The organism is Nostoc sp., from assembly GCF_036919575.1.
In the GTDB taxonomy this organism is placed as follows: Bacteria; Cyanobacteriota; Cyanobacteriia; order Cyanobacteriales; family Nostocaceae; genus Nostoc.
This window is the reverse complement of record NZ_JBALBY010000116.1, coordinates 40,251-59,700: the sequence shown is the minus strand read 5'-3', so window position 1 is coordinate 59,700 and position 19,450 is coordinate 40,251. Positions and strand designations below refer to the sequence as shown.

The following is a 19,450-nucleotide window of genomic DNA, read 5'->3' as shown; positions in this document are numbered from 1 at the left end:
GGTTTGAACCCCCACGCTGTTAATTCTGACGCCAAGCCGAAGAGCGTCTTTGGCTTTGCTCCTGAATTCTGACTTCTGCTTCAATCCAAAATTGACGATTCCCAGAAGGCTTGTGTATAAACGGTAGCAGGGCTTTGGAGTATTAATGCATTTGCACTCTGGTCATACCCCGCTTGTTTGTAATCGACTTCCACCTTCCTGCACAGGATGACGCTAGCTCAACAAGCGATTAAACTATGGATAATATCAAGCAAATTAGTTGTTGCTTTTAGCACCACTTACATAAATTTAATTTCATTGTTAAATCTAAAATCTTATCCTCCTATATAAAATACCGATTATGCCAGTGTATCAAGGAACTTCTGGGGAGACGACCGATTTGATTATTGGTATTCACAACCAAGAAAACCGCGAATTACAAACAAATTCTGCTCCTGTGGGCGCTCTGGCCACAAGAAAAGGAACTTTTTCTACGTTTCTTGCTCCCCTGACTCAGGATACTTTTAAACAAGTCGTTAAGGATGTTGAGCAAAAATTACAGATTGTCCATCAAACCCTATCAATGCTGGATTCTCAGGGGTTTGAAACTCTTCTGCAAGAAATGTTGCATTCGATTACCTTGAAAACCGGGGAATTACTGGGGGCAGACCGGACGACGATATTTTTATTGGATGAAGAAAAACAAGAACTCTGGTCAATTCTGGCTGAGGGGGAGGGCGATCGCTCTTTAGAAATTCGCATCCCCGCCGATAAAGGCATTGCTGGGGAAGTCGCCACCTTCAAGGAAGTTATCAATATTCCCTTTGATTTTTATAGTGACCCGCGATCGCATTTTGCCCAAGAACAAGAAAAAAGAACTGGCTATCGCACTTACACCATGCTGGCTTTGCCATTGTTGAATGAACATGGAAAGTTAGTTGCGGTAGTCCAGTTACTAAATAAATTAAAATCTGTTAATAATTCCGAGGCTCCACTTGGAGAGCGCATTGATACCAAAGGTTTTATCTATGCTGACGAGGAATTATTTCAAGAATTTGCCCCTTCGATTCGTCTAATTTTAGAATCCTCGCGCTCTTTTTATATCGCCACTCAAAAACAAAGAGCAGTGGCGGCGCTGATGAAGGCGATCAAGTCCCTCTCTCAAAGCAGTCTTGACTTAGAAGACACTCTCAAGCGGGTGATGGATGAAGCCAAGGAACTGATGAATGCCGATCGCAGTACACTATGGTTAATAGACCGCGATCGCGATGAATTGTGGACGAAAATCACCCAGGATGATGGTTCAACTAAAGAGTTGCGAGTCCCCGTAGGTAAAGGCTTTGCTGGTTTAGTAGCGGTTTCTGGCAAGAAACTGAATATTGCCTTTGACTTGTACTACCATGCTGACTCGGAGACAGCCAAAGAACTCGACCAGCAAAATGGCTATCGCACCTGTAGCTTATTTTGTATGCCAGTGTTTAACGGCGATGAACAACTAATTGGCGTTACCCAGCTTGTAAATAAAAAGAAATCTGGTGATTTTCCACCTTATGATCCAGCTGATTGGCCGAAAGCTCCCGACTGCTTCCAAGCTAGCTTTGATCGCAACGATGAAGAGTTCATGGAAGCTTTTAATATTCAAGCTGGAGTAGCGCTGCAAAATGCCCAGTTGTTTGCCACAGTCAAGCAACAAGAACAAATGCAACGGGATATTTTGCGTAGTCTTTCCAATGGAGTGATTTCCACTGATAAAACTGGATTAATTATCGCCGCCAATGAAAGCGCCAAGCGTTTGCTAGGACTGGAGCCAGAAGACCGTTTAGAAGGTAAATTAGTTACTGATGCGATCGCCATCAAAGAAGGTGATTTTAGCAAGTGGTATCAAGATGCTTTACACGCAGTTGACTTAAAAGGCCGTCAGCAATATTACCCCGATCGCACACTCATAAGTACTAGTATAAAACCCCACAGTATTAATTTATCAATTAACACAATTGCCGATGCTAGCGACCAAGAGCAAATTCGTGGGGCGCTGGTGGTGATGGAAGATATCAGTGATGAAAAGCGGCTCAAGAGTACGATGTACCGCTACATGACCCAGGAATTAGCCGAAGAATTGCTGAAATTGGATGATGCTAAACTAGGAGGCGCTCGTAAAGAAGTTTCGATTTTATTTTCCGATATTCGCGGCTACACCACTTTAACCGAAACCTTGGAAGCAGAAGAAGTGGTAAGTATGCTCAATGAATATTTTGAATCAATGGTGGAGGCAGTCTTTAAACATAAAGGCACCCTTGACAAATACATCGGTGACGCGATTATGGCTGTATTTGGTTCTCCCCTACCGTTGAAAGAACACGCTTGGATGGCAGTGCAAACAGCCTTAGAAATGCGCGTTCGCCTGCACGAATTTAATCAACGTCGCCAGGCAGTTAATAAGCCCAAAATCAAGATTGGCATTGGCATCAATTCTGATACCGTCATTAGTGGGAATATTGGCTCTAGTAAGCGGATGGAATTTACCGCCATTGGCGATGGCGTTAATCTTGGCTCCCGATTAGAAAGTGTCAGTAAACAATATGGTTGCGACATTATTATTAGCTATAACACTTTTAAACCATGCCAAGATCATATTTGGGCTAGGGAACTAGATTACATTCGTGTCAAGGGCAGAAATGAGCCAGTAGCCATATATGAATTACTGGGTTTGCGTTCCAATCCGATTGAAAGCGAAAAATTGCAAGTGATTGAACACTATCAGAAAGGGCGCGAATATTACCTCAAGCGGGAGTTTTATCTTGCCAGAGCGGAGTTTGCTAATGTTTTAGCAGCAGACAATCAGGACAAAGCTGCTATGTTGCATCTGTTGCGTTGTCAGCATTGGTTACAATCACCCCCAACAGAATCAGATTGGGATGAAGGAGTCTGGACATTTCTGGAAAAATAAGTCATAATTCAGAATTCAGCTGGCGCACGACTTCTAGTGGGAGCATCTCAATGAAAGCAAATATACCAGATGAGAAACAAGATTCTTGCTCCCTCTCCTTGATAAGGAGAGGGTTGGGGTGAGGTTTTATAAGGCTTTTTACACTCATTGAGATGCTCCCCTTTTAGTCGCCCAGGCGAGTAATGCTTAGTTATTTTTACTTATTAACAATTCATGTGCTAATAATCTATCGGCAGCATATTTAATCACATCAAATGACATACCCGACCTTTCGGCGATATCGAGCAGAGTATGCTGACCATCAGATAAGTTTAAAACCCACAAAGTTGCCATTTGATTTAGCCTACTATCTTGCTGATATAGACCTCTTCTCCCCAACTGTGGCTCACATTTAGGATTTTGGTTGTAGTAAATGTGATTATTATTGAGGATCTCTAATATCGAACGACATTGAAAGAATGACTCTGCAAGATATTGGGGTTGAACAAAATTTAAATCATCGGCTGAGGTGTGATATTCGGGAAAACTACCATGAGGCGATCGCATCAAGCAACCTACAGCTAAATTAAATCCAGGTGAGCAATATTGTCGCTCATCATAGCCATAGGGGAAGAAATCTATAATTTTGTAATCCTGTTTTGAGTTTCTGAGTACATAAGCAGCAACTTTATCAATTTCAGTGTCACCTCTACGGCTTTTTTTGTAAGTAAAGTTGCCGGAATCTCCTAAACAAGTTAATACTAAACCATGTTTAATATTATTGACTTTAGCCTCATTGAGAGCCAACCATGTAATTGAGCCAATGGTTCCTGGAATCCAGAGAAATCGATAGGAATATTTTGGTGTAGTTTGACTTAAATATTTAGCGATAAAAGTAGCGATCGCAATTCCCGAAAGATTATCATTACACAGTGAAGGATGGCAGGCATGGCAAGAAATTAAAACTTCATCAGTAGTTTTTCCCGGAATATAATACTCACCATAGCTCAGATGACCTGATTCAAGGGTAGAATCAATATAAACTTCATATTCTTGATCATTTAATTCCAAATATTGATTGTGACTCAGGCAAAAACCCCAAGTCTCTTTATAATAAGAAGTGTGGTAAGGAATCAAGTCTGGATATTCGGGTAATGTAAATAGATGCGCCTTTAGTTCTGTTAAAGATACTTTTTTGTGAATAGGCAGGCTGTAATTAACAAGATGTAAATTCGAGTTAGCAAAATCTACAATTTTCTGTCCTTGGGAGTTTTTAATATAGGCATCTTTAATATTCCATTCTTTAGGAACTCTCCAATCAAATACCTCAGTTCCTGTCGGTACTTCATAGACACATAAAGGAATATACTGCTGGATAATTTTCAGGGTTTCTCTAAAACCATTACCTGTAATACTGCGGCAAATAGGATAGAGTTCAGTTATTAGTTGATAAATATCTTGAGCAATATCATCTGTTCTAAAAATGGTTTTTATCTCGGAATCAATTACAAATTTATTATTATTTTCCATTTCAGTTAAGAATATTTCCTAAATACAGGTTTGACTGAACGACCAATGAGATACTTTTCAATTCCATGTTCTAAAGCTTGGCGATAAACCTTTAAAGATTTATTGATGGCATCAATTGTAATATCAATATCCTGATTACTATGAGAAAAGCTGACAACTAAAGAAGGCAGGAGCAATCCTTGTTTGATAGTTTCTTGCAAGAATAAAGTTCTAAATGCCTGCGATGCTTGTTTGTTTTCGTCAAGGGTTACGTAAACTAAATTGCCAGGTTTGCCAATAACCTGAAAGTAATCTTGGAGTTGATTGGCTGCGATCGCCTGATTAATTCCCTGGCGTAATCTTTCTCCTTGTTGATAGAGATATTCTATTACTCCTTGCTGTCGTAAAATTTTCATCGTAGCGATCGCAGCAGCTAGTCCATGATTTTCTGCTCCATGAGTAGTCGAGAGTAAAAATACTCGCTCTTGATCGTGATCAATTCCACCTAACTTCATGATTTCTCGCTTACCAACTAATGCCGAAACAGCAAAACCGTTTCCCATACTTTTCCCAAATGTTGATAAGTCAGCAACAATACCATAGTAGGTTTGGGCATTCCCAGTAGACCAACGGAATCCAGTAATTATCTCATCCAAGATAAAAATCGCCCCATTTTCTTGGCAGAGTTTTTGTACTTCATGCAGAAAATTATCGGATGGATCTTGATATTTAGCTGGTTCTAAAATAACACAAGCAATCTTTTCTGGGTGTTGAGAAAAAACGTTTTTTAGACTTTGAATATTATTGAAATTAAATTTCACCGTCAAATTTTGAATCACTTGGGGAATACCAGCAGACATAGGAGTACTGCCAATAAACCAGTCATTGTACGAAAAGAAAGGATGGTCGGCGCAAATGGCAACCATGTCTCTCCTCGTATAAGCCCTTGCTAGGGTAATCGCTGCGGTAGTTACTGTTGAGCCATCTTTGGCAAACTTCACCATGTCTGCACCCGGAATCCAACTGAGTAATTCCTCAGCACATTCCACTTCAATGGTTGCCGGGCGGGTGAAATTATTGCCAAGGAGCATTTGCCGATAAGCTGCTTCTACCACAGGTGGGTAAGCGTGTCCTAAGATGACAGCACGTAGCCCCATCCCATATTCAATAAATTCATTGCCATCTAAATCCCAGACATGGCAACCTTCACCTTTGACAATAAAGCCTGGTGCGGTTTCTGGAAATTGGTCATCACCCTTAGCATAAGTATGAGAACCACCGGGAATTAGAGAATGACTTTTTTGTTGTAACGCCTGCGATTGTTCAAAAGACTGTTTTTTTAAGGCGTTAAAGCTAATCAAAGACATTTGATTTTCTCCTTAATTTAACAAGAAAGAATTCAGGAGTCAGGAGCGGAGCCGGAGACGCTCCGCCGAGGCGTCAGAATTCAGAATGAATTCTGTATGACTGGCGGATGAATAAGTGGGTTTAAATCCCCCACCAAATTAAAAATTTGGTGGTCTACAATTAGTGGCGAGTCTCTCTTACAAAGTTGCTCCTCTTGGGGAGACCCCAAGACCGCACTTTGCGCTAAATCCCCCACTAAATTGATTCTGAATTCTGAATTCTGAATTCTGAATTCTGTTTTAAGATTTAACTTCAAAAAAAAGAATGTCTGATTGCCAAAGATTTGGAATATAATTTTTTAGAAAATCATTTTTCGGCAGTAAAATGCCTCAGCATATTTACTCGGTGAATTTGATTCAATCCCGCGAATTCTCAGAAGGGAACGAAAAGTCTCTTCTGTAAACCACTGCTTATTATTTTGGGTGGTAAACGCATCCAAAATATATTGAATTTTTCGGCGGCAAAGTGCCTCATCTAAATGGACAAAGAAATTAGGAATACCCAAATCACCATCGTATTTTGGGATCTCATATTCCAAAATTAAATGATTTCTAAAGGTATTCCAAGTCAACTCAGAAATTAAGCGGTGATCTTGGTGGCGATCGTCTCGGTGGTGAGTAAAGATTATATCTGGTGAAAATTCCTGCTTCAACTGTTCAAAGCATTCCTTCACCTCTATGCCTTGGAAAGGTAAAAAGCCATCTCGAAAATTTTTAATGAGAATTTTCTTGGTCTGAATTTCTTTTAAGAAAAGACTGGCGCTTGCTGTTGCTTCCTCTGCTCTTTGCTCGTTGGAACTAAAGACAACCCAATAGATGACAACATGCTGATAATTCTCTATCAGCTTTAAAATTGTGCCTCCACAACCAATCTCAATATCATCGCAATGAGAACCTAGACAAAGGATTTTGTACTCAGATTCTTCTGTCTTGTTTAAGCTAAGTTGGATCATATATGCCTTACTTCTAATTGTTTATCTCCCCATACTTCCCAAGGTCTTTCGCCTTGAGCATACATATCATCCAACTGTTGCTTCTCTTTAAACGTATCCATTACTCCGAAAAAGCCAGTATATTTATATGCAAAAAGTTCTTCTTTAGTAATCAGTCGTTGAAAAGGCTCAAGGACAAGTTCTTCACCATAATTAATATACTTAAAAATCTCTTTTTTAAAGATAAAATATCCTCCATTAATCCAAATTTCACGGTGCTGAACATCTTTGATATCCTTCACCAAACCATCCTCATCCATGTCAACTAGGTGAAAACTTTGGCTTGGTCTGACACACAAAAAACTACCGATTTTATCACGCTGATAAAAATGCTGAATATACGCTGGTAGATGCAAATCTGTCAACCCATCACTGTAGTTAGCTAAAAATACTTCTTCTCCTTCTAGATACTTTTCTATTGCCTTTAATCTTTGTCCAATATTGGCAGTTAATCCTGTATCTACAAATGTGATATTCCAATCTTGAATATCTCGATTAAATAACTTGATTTGGCTGCCGTTGGAAAGGCTAAAATTATTAGAAAGCCATTCATTATAATTTAAAAAATAACTTTTAATTAGGTCAGCTTTGTAACCAAGACATAAGATAAAATCTTTGTGTCCATAATGAGCATAGTATTTCATTATATGCCATAATATTGGTCTATAACCAATATTCACCATTGGCTTAGGAATAGTTTCTGAATACTCTCTCATTCTAGTTCCTAAACCACCACAAAATAAAACTACTTTCATGTCAATTCCCCTTTTTTGATGATTAAAAAATATCAAACACTTAAGAGTAGACATTAACTTCAGGAATTGGTACAACAAATTGGCCTCCCCAATCCCGAATATAAGTTATTTGTCTGATAATTTCATTTTTTAAATTCCAGGGCAAAATTAGTACATAGTCAGGCTTTGTTTGAGCAATTTTATCTGGATGAAAAATCGGAATATGAGTTCCTGGCAAAAATTGACCTTGTTTGTAAGGATTCCGGTCTACTGTGTAATCAAGAAAATCTGTGCGGATACCACAATAGTTTAAGAGTGTATTTCCCTTACCTGGAGCGCCATAACCAACAATCGATTTTCCCTCTCGCTTAACTTTGATCAATAAATCTAATAACTTGCGCTTGGTTTCTTTAACTTGTTCACTAAATGAAAAATAGTATTCTAATTGCGTAAAACCAGCCGCTTCTTCTCTGTATTTAAGTTCTGATACTTGCTGGCTAACGGGTTTAGAATAATCTTCGTTGTGGCGAGCATAAATTCTCAAAGAACCACCATGAGTAGTTAATTCTTCCACATCAAAAATTGTCAACCCGTGAGCAGCGAAAATCTTTTCTACGGTGAGGAATGAAAAATAAGAGAAATGCTCATGGTAAATAGTATCAAACTGATTTTCCTCAATTAACCGCATCAGGTGGGGAAATTCCATAGTAATTACACCATGCGGTTTCAGGATAATTTTCATTCCTTTGACAAAATCATTAAGATAAGGTGTGTGGGCAAGGACATTATTTCCTAGTAATAAATCGGCTTTTTTGCCCTTAGCAATCTGTTCTTGGGCTGTCTGCTGTCCAAAAAATTTGACAATTGTAGGAATACCTTTTTTAATTGCTACTTCAGCAATATTTGTGGCTGGCTCTATTCCCAGCACCGGGATGCTTTTGGCAACAAAGTATTGCAGCAAATAGCCATCATTACTAGCAATTTCTATTACCTGACTTTCCTGGTTTAATTGTAAACGCTCTACTACTAAATCAACGTAGTTCTTAGCGTGTTGCAACCAGCTATCAGAGTAGGAAGAGAAATAAGCGTAGTCGCTAAAAATATTTTCCGGGCTAATGTATTCTTGGAGTTGAACTAAAAAACACTGATCGCAAACATAGACATGTAGAGGATAAAAAGACTCGACTTCGTTGAGTTGTTTGAGACTGCGATAGCTTTCGCAGAGAGGGGACATACCTAAATCTACGAAGGTATGGTGCAACTCTGTCCCACAGAACAGACAGTTACCAGTGGTTGGTTGATTATTTGTTGGTTTTGATAAATTCATAATTTATATTTTTTCGCAAAAATCAGATTTCTAATTACAACTATTTTCACGTAAATAGGCCACGCGGTAGGAAAGATTGCTCATACAGCAGAATTCAGAATTCAGAAGTAAAACAGGGTTTATACCTCGCTTTGAGACTTAGCATGTGTACTTTAGGACTTACGCAAAAAACCTCTCAAACTCTTATTCCTCCGTGTCCTCTGCGTCCTCTGTGGTTCGATTTTCCATTGCTTGTGCGTAAGTCTTGTACTTCACCAATTTGAAATCTGCTGTCATACCGTTTCACTTTAATAATGATACAAATGCGTTGGTAGGGGCACAGCAATGCTCATTGGTGTCAACTTAAGCCAAAACCCTTTTCAAACCTCGTTTCCAGCCAGAGGCTGGAAATGCTGCTCGTTGCGGCTCTGCCGCAAGTCTTGAGGCGGAGCCTCTCGGAATGCATTCCCAGTCTCCGACTGGGAACGAGACAATCTTAAAAGCTCCTTAGAGACTGGCTTTCACGTTAAGTTGACACGTATGAGCATTGCTGTGCCCCGACGATAAATCTATATGTATCAGGGTTTGTCTGAAATGGTATCAGTGTCAACTTAAGCAAAAAGGGCGGTTATAAACCAATACAGTTCAGTTAAGGATAAAACTCTTTATCAAAGTTAATTTTGTTAACGAACCGCAGAGGCGCAGAGCAAACAGAGAGAAGAAAAAATGCTTAACCCAAGCGTATTGGGTTATAAATCGCGTCTAAACAGGCAAAACCCACCTCCGTGGGTTATAGCTTGATTTTCTCTTTGCCCACCTCCGTGGACGAGAGTTTGTATAGCCGCGTACTCCTAGGTCGAAGCAAGCTACGCGTCAGCGTCCCGGAGGCTCTATTCTATTCGTCCTGGGGAATGGGTGCAGTCACGAGCATTTCTGGAGTGATAATACAACTCTCACAAGTCTGCCTCAAGAGCGATCGCTTGTTGGTAATAGCCCAGCACTTTCTGGATATAACCTGTTTCCCGAAGGGGAGTTGTTTCTTCCCATGTTAACCAACTGAATAACGTTGCGATCGCTTTCCAGCTATGATCTATTTTGAGAGCCTCTTCTAACACTTGCCAAGCTCCAGTCAGATTAAGAGCCTGTAGAGGAATTAGGGCTGATTCTAGACAATAAATAAAATGATAACTCCGGGATTGGGTCGTAATCTGTGCGGAGTGTTCAGTGGGAAAATAACTCTCTGAAATTTCAATTGCCCGGCGGATGGATATCATCTGCTTCCCAGTCAGCAAAAGTTCGCTAGTCATGTTATTAGCATGTTCGCGGTAACAAGCTAAAATTTCTGGTTCGTACCACCAATCATAATAAACAGCAATGCGTTTATAAAGTTCCCAGTCAGTTGTATAGGTCAATTCGGGATGATATACCCCCAATTTTTGGTGCGTCTCTCGACGAATCACCACCGCAGGCATATTCAATAAGTTATTAACTCCAATGCGTTGCAGCCAATTTTTAGCAATCCCTCGCTGCTCTCCATAGACTTGTCTGCGGGAAATTACTTCCCCTTTCTCGTTAATATTTTGATAACCCGTAAAAGCTGCTCCCACAGAATCTGAACACCCTTCTAAACTCTCTTGCAGCCGGGAATAAAAACCTGGGAGAGTATAATCATCGTCGTGAAGTAAATGAACCCACCAACCGCGAGTTAGGGCAATTCCCGCATTCCAATTTCCTGGCGGACCGAGGTTTTGCTGATTGCGGTAGTAGTGGATTATTCCTTGTCCAATACTATTCACCAGTTCAAATACTGGCGTTCTACTAGCATTGTCCATAACGATGATTTCCATCTGCTCTTCTCCCTGCCATTGTGCCAACACACTGGCAAGGCATTCGAGTAGATAATCTATCCGGTTATGTACAGTTACCACTACACTCCAGAAAGGACGATTGATTGTATCATCTACTACGGGCTGGATAGCCGGAAAACCGTATTTCCCTACAATTACCTCCCCTTGGGGAATTGGGGGTGTAACTGATACTTGTTGAAGAATTTCAGCATCCTCGTCAGATGCTAAAGATGCGGCATAGTGGGGATTAATCAGCTTTAACCCTTGTCGATAGGCCGAAACTGCTTTGTGGAATTGTTTCTGCTGTTGGTAAATTTTGCCTAAGTTGAGGTAAACTTCTCCATAGTTGGGATTAAGTTCCAAGAGTTTTTGATAAAAGGCGATCGCCTCTTCTAACTCCCCTTGTGATTGCAGCGCCAGTCCCAAGTTATAATAAGCTTCTAGCAAATCTGGCTGTAGTGCGATCGCTTGTTTGTGATAAATAACAGCAGTTTTTAAATCCCCTGCTTTTTTCCGGGCAACACCCAATTTATGATTCAATTGTGCATAGTAAAATTGTTGCTCGCTAGCAAGCTTACCTTGAGCGTGCAGCGTGTTGCCCAAATTCGCCTCTGCTTCTATAAAATCTGGCTTTAACTCTAGAGCTTTTTGATAGTAGTTAATTGCTTCCTCAAATAGTCCTTGTTGTTGCAGAGCATAGCCCAAGTTGTTGTAAATTGGCAGTGAGTCAGGTAATATAACTAGAGCTTGACGGTAAGCTTTCTCTGCTTGGGAAAACTGTTCCTGAACTAAACGCAAATTACCTAAACTAAACCAAGTCTTAACCGAATCAGGTTGAACTTGCAAAGCCGCACTTAGCCACTGTTCAGCAGTTTGAGGTTGCCCCATCTGCTGCGCCAATATCCCTAAACTATATAAAGCTTCCGGGTGGTCAGGTTGTTTTTCCAGAACTTGAGTATATAACAGTTCAGCCTCCACTAAACGATTGGCTCGTTGATGTTGAACCGCTAGTTGGATGATTTCAGCCACTTCTGTTTTGTATAGCGATTCCGGTTCATCCCCTTGACCTGACTGATGCTTCTGCACTGGGATTTCAATCAGAGATTTAACTTTAGATTCAGAAATATTAGTAGTATTCATGGCTATCTATATTAATTATTAAGTTGATACAGCGCATTTCAAGTTGGTGAGGTACACAACCAAAGTCTCAAACCCTGCTGTAAAAGCTGTTTTACTTCTGAATTCTGACCCCTGAATTCTGAATTCTGCTGTATCAACTTGTTACGGGTTAGTATAGCCTCAGAGGACGGCTGATAAGTATAAAATAATATTTCGCCTGTTTCCCCCTCTGAAAAAGCAGGGTGGTTTCATCCGATGGGACAAAAATGTGTCAGCCCTAAATTTACAACTGAAAGGAGATAATTCAAAGCCTCTCTCCTTGCAGCAGCTACGGTGTATACACAAGTCAAATTACCCCCCTTAATCCCCCCGTTTATTGGGGGGGGGAACAGGAATCTAGTTCCCTCCCCTTAGAGGTTGTTTGAAAAGTCCTCTTCTTGGTAGCAAAACGTTCTAGATCCCCCTAAATCCCCCGATAAATTGGGGGACTTTGATTCCGGTTCCCCCCTTTTTAAGGGGGGTTAGGGGGGATCTAGAAGTGCCTAAAATCACAACTAAATACTTTTCAAACACCCTCTTAGAAAGGGGAGGGTTAGGGTGGGGTAAAACCTTGGTTAATCAGCTATTTCAGACTTGTGTGTACACTGTAGTCTTGTAGGAGAGAGGAATGGAAGTGAAGTTTTCCAAATAAGAGTGAAAAGTCAGGGAATTATTCGGGATAAAAGTAGTTTTTATGGAGATCAATTAGCCTTAACCAAATGCTATTGATTGAGCGTTAATCTTACTGGCACTCACACCTGAAATTAGTATTGTTTCTTGATTTAATAAAGAATCTAATTTTAAGATAGCACCATCTTTGCTATCTGTAATAATACTACCTAGCTTAAAACTAGTATTAGTATAACCCCAGCCATCTAATACAATCTTATCAATACCAACTTGGAAATCTTTAATTACATCAAAGTCTTTTCTTAAGTAGGTATCGGCTTTCTTGAAAAGAAATGTGTCTTTACCACCGCCACCAACCAAGACATCATTACCACTACCACCAGTCAGGATATCATTGCCCAAACCACCATAGAGTCTATCATTGCCTGAGCCACCATCTAGCGTATCATTACCTTGGCCTGCGTCGAGGCTATCATTACCTGAGCCACCATATAGCTTATCATTCCCCAAGCTGGCATAAAGTTTGTCCGCACCGTTGGTTCCCGTCAAATTATCGTTCCAAATCGTGCCATAGATAACATCTTTACCCAAGTTGCCAATTAAAGTATCTCCTGCCAATTGAACGGTACTAGTATTAATTTCAACTACAGTTATGTTGCTCTTGTGAGTAAAATTCCGTTGATAAGTCCCAACAGCATTACCATTGAGGAAGTCACTACCATTGTCGCCATTAGTCTCAGAAATTTTATTCCGAAAATTAATCGTAACATTGCGACTATTACCAACGGTCAGATCGGCGATTTTATTAGAGGAGATTAAATTACCCTGGATACCAAAATAATCTAAAACTATGGGCTTATTGGGATTTGTAGTGTCTAACACCAAAAAAGCGGTTTTAGACAGACCTTTGTTATATTCAACTTTGGAATTTTCAATTTCTTTAGCTTTCAGTGCTAAATTTGCTGAAAAATCAAAAGAGAAGTTTTGATTAGGGTCAACCTTAAAATTAGCAAGTACTTTTGTTTTGCTGTCGGAACTACCTGTAAACTGACCCTTTAATCCAATGACACTAGCATCAGTGAAGAGTTTTGAAAAAGTTGTGTCAGCCTTAAGAAAACTCGCTTTAGCCTCAGCAATAGCAACACCCAAGCCACCTTGAACTAATGTCTTCGTCTGGGTCTGAGTCAAATTTCCTGAAGGACTTTGACTATAGTTGGAGAAAACAGTATTCTCTTGAGCGGTAACAAAATTGGGTTTGGGTTTCGGTTTGGGTTTGGGATTTAAATTGTAATTGAAATGGGAATTGGAATTGGAATTGGGATTGGAACTGTAATTGGAATGGGAATTGAAATTGAAATTGAAATTGAGATTTAAAATTGGATCGAGATTGACTTTGATAGTGGAAATAATTAAGTCTGAAACTGTAGCTAGTGATGACATGAAAACCTCTGTTGAGCTTATTAACTACTCAAAGAAAATATGGGCAGTTCAACTGCAACCACACGACAAAGTTTAGCGCATTAGCAGGTTTGACAGAAAACCCACAGGTGTTTTGTGCCTTCAGGTATTATTGATTCTCAATAGCTCTGATTTAACAAAGCAGAATCAAGGCGTCAGAAGCTAGAATTGAATGAAAATAGCTAACTTCAAAATCAGGACTTGGAAAACCTCAAAATAAACTTTCAAACAAGTCGGAAATACTCACTACGGAGTCAGAATCAATCGAGATTACAGAACCACTTGCAGAAGCAGTGTTTACATAAGATTTGAATTTAGAATTTCCAATCACTATATTACCATTACCTGCCGTTGCTAGGTTAGCTGTAGGATTATCACCCCATGCCTCAGCTGATCCTGTGCCATTTGATGTGTAATCATCCGTTGACCAAGTTTTGGAAGAACTATTTGCACTAGCAAAAGGGTAACTATCTGACCCGAAAGCGAATGCCCCAGATATCACATTCACTCCAGCAGAACCTAAAATCAATTCGTCTTTTGAAACATTCTGTAAATATGGCAAATCAGCTATTTGCATACTTCCATTTTCTACAGTTTTTTTCAACTCTTCAACTTTCTTGCTCAGAAGTTGGCTGTGAAAAGTTTCGTCTTTGACTATTCTGATGAAGAAGTCTTTAACTTTCTGGAAAATTGCTAAGAACATATTTTTTACTGCCTCCTGGGATATTAATACTTGTGATGTAAAAGTCAACCAGTATTTACAATTTTTAGGGTAGGCGCGACTTCTGCTGGTGTTGCTCCAACCACAACCCCTAGAATATCATTCCCCTTGCCAAAGTCTGCATAAATAATAGTGTCAACTGGGCTAAAAAAGCTGGCTTGTCCCAGTTTATAATTGAGTCCCTTCTGTAACTGGATGCGATCAACCGTCGGATCGAAGTCCCGTTTCAGCACCCCATTACTTTCCACACCAATCACAGCCGCATCAAAGACAGTCAAACCCTTACCGACAGTAGAACCACCGAGGTAGTAGAATTGTCCATTACCTCCAAGTTCAAACAGGTCTGCCCCAGGCCCTCCGGTCAAGAGATCGGTTTCCCCAAAACCTAGTGACTTTCCTCCGAAACTTTCCTGGCTGCCCCGACCCACACCGACGAGAACATCATCACCAGCACCGCCGATGAGAATATCATCATCGCCGCCCCCTTGGAGGGTGTCATTGCCGATGTTGCCATTTAGAGTATCCTTTCCAAGATCGCCGAACAGAAGGTCATTTCCGAAACCGCCATCGAGGTTGTCGTCGCCAGTGCCCCCTTCCAGATGATCATCCCCACTATCGCCACTGAGGGTGTCATTGCCAGCATCTCCATAGAGGAAATCGTTTTGACTTAGCCCGAATATTTGATCGTTCCCGTCACCCCCATAAATCGTATCTTGTCCTCCCCCTGTAAAGACACTACCACTGGCTCCTTGGATGAAGTCATTGCCGCTTCCCCCATAAATGAGATTATTGCCAGTGATATCGAAGATGCGATCGTTACCGGCTCCGCCCAATAAGGTGTCGTCACCCACTCCGCCTTGAATATTGTCATCGCCATCACCGCCATCTACTCTGTCGTTGCCTACTCCACCATCGAGAAAGTCATCGCCGGCGCCACCTAGAAGCGTATCATTGTCGTCACCCCCAAAAAGGCGATCGCTACCATTGCCACCATTTAATAAATCGTTACCCTGGTCGCCACTAAGGTAATCATCTCCCCCTAACCCAAGTAGAGTATCATTACCGAAATTTCCAAACAATATATCGCCTGCAGCAGTCCCTGTAATTAAGTCATTACCGCTGGTTCCTAGATTAAAAGCCACAAATTTTCTTTCCTTAATTTGAAAGTTTAAGTTTAGATTGATCGGAGTTGGATATCAGGTAAAACGACCCGTTTAACCACAAATTTTTAGTTGTTAGTTGTGCTGGGTTTGGTAAATCTGTCCTAATTTGATGTTGGCTGACTGGTGTTGGGGATTAAACTCCAAAGCTTTTTGATAGCAAGCAATCGCTTCTTCTTCTTTTCCTTGTTCTTGCAGTACCACCCCCAAGTTATAATGAGCTTCAATCAAATCAGGCTGTAGTGCGATCGCAGCTCGATAGTAAACAACAGCAGTTTGCCAATCACCTGCTTGTTGGCGGGCAATGCCTAGCTTATAATTCAATTGGGCATAATAGGGTTGTTTCTCTGTTGAGAGCTTGCCTTGGGCAAAAAGCGCATTCCCTAAATTGACTTCCGCTTCTATGCAGTTTTGCTGAAATTCCAGAGCTTTTTCATAGGATGCGATCGCTTCTGACCACTTACCTTGTTGTTCCAAGGTGTAGCCCAAATTATTATAAATTGTTCCGGCATCTGGTCGCAAAGCAATAGCTTTTTTGTAAGCTTCTTCAGCTTCTAACAACTGTCCTTGTCCTTGATATAAATTGCCTAAACTAAACCAAATTTTCACAGAGTTAGGCTGAAGTTGCGAAGCTGTATTCAAATACTTCTGTGCTGACTGTAACGCACCTTTCTGCTGTGCCAGCATCCCTAAACCATATAATGCTTCTGAATAGTCTGGTTGTTTTTCGATCACCTGAAGATATAGCTGTTCAGCTTCGTCTAGACGATTAGACCGATGATGTTGAACGGCAAGTTTAAAGACTTCAGAAACATCTTTAGCATCAAATTGTCTTGGTTTATTAACCAGTTGCAAAATAAAATCTTCCAGCGCTCTGACTGGTTTTAAATCGCCATATAATTTATGCTTATTTTCTGCCACTTGCTGGGAGATATATTGCCGATATTCAGCATCTTTCCCCAGACGGATGGCTATTTGTACGTATTCTGCTTTATTTGAGGCGATTGTCTCTTCTATACCCATCATCTGCAAAATTGCCAAAGAATGCCGTCCCCGCATCAGTTCTCCTGGTAAAGTGACAACGGGAATATTATGGGCAATAGATTCTAAAGTAGAGTTACATCCAGACCAACCAATGCTATCCAAAAAAACATCAGCTAAGGCTGTAGTCCCAGCAAACTTTCTGGTATTCATAGCAGGCAAAAATAAACAGTACTTTTGATAATCCAACCCGAAGGCTGCAAAAGCATGGTTTAAGCGCTGGCGAAATACTTCTGTAATCTCTTGACTTTCGTGTTTAATAAACACAAATTTAGAATTTTCTAACCCTTTGGCAATGGCGGGAAAAACATCATCATGATTGGGCAAATATTTATATAATGACTGGCAACACCAGAAGAAAATTTCATCCTCTTTTAAACCTATATCTGGTTTGTTAATTACTCCCGGTTCAATTGCTAAAGGTGTGTAATAAATAGATAGATTGGGTAATCTAACTAATTTTTCTGTATAATGTTCTTGAGCATTTTCTGGTTCCATTAAGTCACTGCTCAAGTAATAGTCAATTGTCGGTAGTCCACTGGTTTCAGGGTGTCCCCAAGATGTCATTTGAATTGGCGCTAATCTCAGACAACCCAGTTTGATTGTCGTTGGGTTCATCCCAAATTCGGGGAAAATTAGGATATGTAATTTATCTTCTGTGATTAACTCACACCATTGTTCAAATGAGGGAACACCTTGAACAAATTTATCAAAAGTCTTGGTGGCAGTGATTGTTGAATCATCTTTTTTGACCCCAGTATGATAACCAAATAATTCAAACTCACTTCGATCCAGATTTTCTACCCAACCTTTAAGCGGGATTTTCCAATTAGAATGATGATAGAAAAACCCAGAGACGATACCAATACGAACCTTTTGATTTTTATCTAAATTTGGGATAACAAGCGGCTGGACACTTTGGGGATAGCGAGTTGACATAATCTGGTAAATCATTTCCCCATAAGTTCGCTGTAAATGTCGGTCATTTAAGCCTTGATATGTCAAATAAAAGGGTTGTAATGCTCCCACAAACTCAGCTGCTTTTGCCCGTTCTTCCTGATTAGTTAATTCATAACCTTTCGCTAAATTTTGCAAATGCTGTTGATACTGATTTCGTCTGAATTCAATTTCATCAACACTGGAATAGATAATTGGCAGTTGGCTGATACAAACACCCAATTTAGCACGAGCATAGCTTGGCGTAACTTTGACAGCTTGTTCAAATGCCTCTACTGCTGCTTCTATTTTGTTATTATCTCTAAGTAGTGTTCCTAAGTTGTAATAGATATAATCAACATCAGGTTTAATTCTGATAGCTTCTTGATAGGATTCTATGGCGGCATCAAATCTATTTAGTGCCTTCAGAGCATTTGCCAAGTTGTTATGGGTGACTACCAAATCAGGTTGAATATTTAATGCTTTTTTGTAAGCGTCTATTGCTTCCTCAAAGTTCCCTTTTTCCTGGAAATAATAGCCTAAGTTGTGATAGGCGTAAGAATAGTCTGGTTTAATTTTTATTGCTTGTTGGTAAGACTTAAGGGCATCATTTAATCGCCCTTGTTTTTGGAGTACTTCTCCTAAATTATTATGAGCTTCTACCAAATCTGGCTGCAATGCAATAGCTTGGCGATAATATAACTCTGCAATCTTGAAATCCTCTACTTGTTGCCTACTTAAAGCAAACTGCTGATTTAAGTCTGCATAGTGGGCTTGTTCTTCTGGTGGTAACTTTCCTTGAAGATGGAGAGCATTTCCCAGATTCATTTGCACTTCTATGCAGTCGGGTAGAATGTTTAGTGCTTTTTCATAGTAGGCGATCGCTTCTTCTAGTTTACCCTGTTGTTGTAGAGTAAACCCCAAGCTGTTGTGTATTGCGGCTGATTCTGGCTGTAATTCCAAGGCTGCTTGGAAAAATTGCTCTGAATTTTGATATTCTCCCCGATGCTGCGCCAGCATACCTAAGGCATATAGTGCATCTGGCTGCTGGGGATTTATGTCTATAATTTGACGATAAACCTCTTCAGCTTGAGTGAAGCGCTTGGCTCGGTGATGTTGAACTGCGAGTTGGAGAACCTCAGAAATGTTAGTCATAACTTATACAATCAAATCTTTTTACTTCATTTGTCTTTTGTTCTTATATCTGCAAGGAACTCAAGTTTCTGAAATTTATCGAACAGCAATATTGGCGTCAGTCGTCAGAATTCATGTTAGGTATTCTGACCGAAAAAGCGGATGAATAACTGGGTTTAAGACCCCACAAAATCATAGATTTGGTGGTCAACTTTCGTAGTCGCGGGTCCCAATCCCCGACTGAAAGATTGGTGAATTCTGAATTCTGGATTCTGCATTCTTCTTCAAAACTTAATTTGGTTAAAACCGACTGAAATACTGATTTTAAGTCTGTTAAAACTGAAAGCTTGCACCATTCTCAACAACCATTGGTAAGGCGCAAAATAAGGGCTTCAGCAAATGGTAGGCAGTATCCACCCTACTTTAATAGCAATAAAGAATACTAACCCAGAATTTTAATTCAGGGCGGGCAAACAGCACATAACTGTAGCCTGGGTTGAGGACTAAATATTG

The 19,450-nt window shown here is 40.2% G+C and carries 11 protein-coding genes; 1 reads left to right on the top strand and 10 read right to left on the bottom strand.

Annotation, left to right across the window (positions count from 1 at the left end; genetic code table 11):
- The first annotated feature begins 340 nt into the window (after nucleotides 1-340).
- Nucleotides 341-2,926: a GAF domain-containing protein gene (locus V7K27_RS30215; protein ID WP_334952214.1), complete on the top strand. Its 2,586-nt coding sequence runs from the start codon at nucleotides 341-343 to the stop codon at nucleotides 2,924-2,926.
- A gap of 186 nt (nucleotides 2,927-3,112) precedes the next feature.
- On the opposite strand, the gene V7K27_RS30210 is transcribed toward V7K27_RS30215, so the two are convergent.
- The 10 genes from V7K27_RS30210 to V7K27_RS30165 all read right to left on the bottom strand — a co-directional run bounded on the left by V7K27_RS30210 (nucleotide 3,113) and on the right by V7K27_RS30165 (nucleotide 18,958).
- Nucleotides 3,113-4,435 carry a DUF4910 domain-containing protein gene (locus V7K27_RS30210; RefSeq protein WP_334952213.1) on the bottom strand — a complete coding sequence of 441 codons (1,323 nt, stop codon included), beginning with the start codon at nucleotides 4,433-4,435 and terminating at the stop codon, nucleotides 3,113-3,115.
- A 5-nt stretch (nucleotides 4,436-4,440) separates the two neighbouring features.
- The gene (locus tag V7K27_RS30205; protein ID WP_334952212.1) at nucleotides 4,441-5,781 is read right to left on the bottom strand and encodes a glutamate-1-semialdehyde 2,1-aminomutase; all 1,341 of its coding nucleotides are present in this window, start codon (nucleotides 5,779-5,781) and stop codon (nucleotides 4,441-4,443) included.
- Nucleotides 5,782-6,119: 338 nt separating this feature from the next.
- Entirely contained in the window at nucleotides 6,120-6,773 is a 654-nt protein-coding gene (locus tag V7K27_RS30200; protein ID WP_334952211.1) for a PIG-L deacetylase family protein, read from the bottom strand.
- Nucleotides 6,770-7,567, bottom strand: coding sequence for a sugar phosphate nucleotidyltransferase (locus V7K27_RS30195; protein WP_334952210.1), 798 nt, complete (start codon nucleotides 7,565-7,567; stop codon nucleotides 6,770-6,772). The genes V7K27_RS30200 and V7K27_RS30195 overlap by 4 nt, the downstream gene beginning before the upstream one ends.
- Before the next feature lie 40 nt (nucleotides 7,568-7,607).
- The gene (locus tag V7K27_RS30190) at nucleotides 7,608-8,873 is read right to left on the bottom strand and encodes a class I SAM-dependent methyltransferase (RefSeq protein ID WP_334952209.1); all 1,266 of its coding nucleotides are present in this window, start codon (nucleotides 8,871-8,873) and stop codon (nucleotides 7,608-7,610) included.
- 932 nt (nucleotides 8,874-9,805) lie between these two features.
- Nucleotides 9,806-11,839, bottom strand: a complete 2,034-nt coding sequence (locus V7K27_RS30185) for a tetratricopeptide repeat protein (protein WP_334952208.1) — start codon at nucleotides 11,837-11,839, stop codon at nucleotides 9,806-9,808.
- Between the two features lie 729 nt (nucleotides 11,840-12,568).
- Complete coding sequence (locus V7K27_RS30180; protein ID WP_334952207.1) at nucleotides 12,569-13,636, bottom strand: calcium-binding protein; 1,068 nt, start codon at nucleotides 13,634-13,636, stop codon at nucleotides 12,569-12,571.
- A gap of 520 nt (nucleotides 13,637-14,156) precedes the next feature.
- Nucleotides 14,157-14,648, bottom strand: coding sequence for a hypothetical protein (locus V7K27_RS30175; RefSeq protein WP_334952206.1), 492 nt, complete (start codon nucleotides 14,646-14,648; stop codon nucleotides 14,157-14,159).
- A 44-nt stretch (nucleotides 14,649-14,692) separates the two neighbouring features.
- On the bottom strand, nucleotides 14,693-15,808 hold the full coding sequence (locus V7K27_RS30170) for a calcium-binding protein (RefSeq protein WP_334952205.1): 1,116 nt from the start codon (nucleotides 15,806-15,808) through the stop codon (nucleotides 14,693-14,695).
- Between the two features lie 93 nt (nucleotides 15,809-15,901).
- Nucleotides 15,902-18,958: a tetratricopeptide repeat protein gene (locus V7K27_RS30165; RefSeq protein ID WP_334952203.1), complete on the bottom strand. Its 3,057-nt coding sequence runs from the start codon at nucleotides 18,956-18,958 to the stop codon at nucleotides 15,902-15,904.
- Nucleotides 18,959-19,450: the final 492 nt, after the last annotated feature.

What these genes read in the sequence shown, in the direction of transcription:
- V7K27_RS30215 (WP_334952214.1), top strand. Translation starts at nt 341, where the DNA reads ATGCCAGTGTATCAAGGAACTTCTGGGGAGACGACCGATTTGATTATT.
- V7K27_RS30210 (WP_334952213.1), bottom strand. Translation starts at nt 4,435, where the DNA reads ATGGAAAATAATAATAAATTTGTAATTGATTCCGAGATAAAAACCATT.
- V7K27_RS30205 (WP_334952212.1), bottom strand. Translation starts at nt 5,781, where the DNA reads ATGTCTTTGATTAGCTTTAACGCCTTAAAAAAACAGTCTTTTGAACAA.
- V7K27_RS30200 (WP_334952211.1), bottom strand. Translation starts at nt 6,773, where the DNA reads ATGATCCAACTTAGCTTAAACAAGACAGAAGAATCTGAGTACAAAATC.
- V7K27_RS30195 (WP_334952210.1), bottom strand. Translation starts at nt 7,567, where the DNA reads ATGAAAGTAGTTTTATTTTGTGGTGGTTTAGGAACTAGAATGAGAGAG.
- V7K27_RS30190 (WP_334952209.1), bottom strand. Translation starts at nt 8,873, where the DNA reads ATGAATTTATCAAAACCAACAAATAATCAACCAACCACTGGTAACTGT.
- V7K27_RS30185 (WP_334952208.1), bottom strand. Translation starts at nt 11,839, where the DNA reads ATGAATACTACTAATATTTCTGAATCTAAAGTTAAATCTCTGATTGAA.
- V7K27_RS30175 (WP_334952206.1), bottom strand. Translation starts at nt 14,648, where the DNA reads ATGTTCTTAGCAATTTTCCAGAAAGTTAAAGACTTCTTCATCAGAATA.
- V7K27_RS30165 (WP_334952203.1), bottom strand. Translation starts at nt 18,958, where the DNA reads ATGACTAACATTTCTGAGGTTCTCCAACTCGCAGTTCAACATCACCGA.